This window comes from Diaphorobacter sp. J5-51 (genome assembly GCF_001023515.1).
Taxonomy (GTDB): domain Bacteria; phylum Pseudomonadota; class Gammaproteobacteria; order Burkholderiales; family Burkholderiaceae_C; genus Diaphorobacter; species Diaphorobacter nitroreducens.
In genome coordinates this window covers 1-474 of sequence record NZ_JSYI01000065.1, presented here as the reverse complement: position 1 = coordinate 474, position 474 = coordinate 1, and the positions used below count along the sequence as shown (strand labels likewise).

General features: G+C 61.0%; 1 pseudogene. It reads right to left on the bottom strand.

From position 1 onward, the window contains the following. Positions 1-474, bottom strand: a pseudogene (locus OX89_RS18830) (hypothetical protein); the annotation flags it as partial.

Here is a 474-nt window from a genome sequence, read left to right as displayed (position 1 = left end):
CCGCTCGCAATTCGTGGTCGCCCAGGCCGTAGCTGTCCCACAGGCTCAGCTGTTGGCCTGCAAAGTGAATCTGCCCCGCCTTGTATTTGGCATGCCCGCCCTTGAACGGAACCCATCCAAGGGATCGCCTCGACGACTTCGGATTCGACACGCGCCAGTTCAGGCGAGCTTTCTTGAATTGGGCTCGGCGCGTGACGTACTCAGTGCAAACGAGCTGCACCGTGGCGCTTCCAATCTGCACGCCGTCGCACTTGCTGAAGCCAGCTGTGAGGGATTGAAGATCCGAATCACCAAGCCACCCGAATCGTTCCTTCGCGGGCTTCTTTTGCGCAGGCGCAAGACCCTTCGCGGCCCGCTTCGCAGCCATGTTCGCGGCACTGCGAGCCACCCGAGCCGCATCCTTTTTCACAGGGCCATCAGCCGGGATGTGGCGACGTTCACGAATCGCCCGGTGGCTGATCTCGTTGCAGTAAT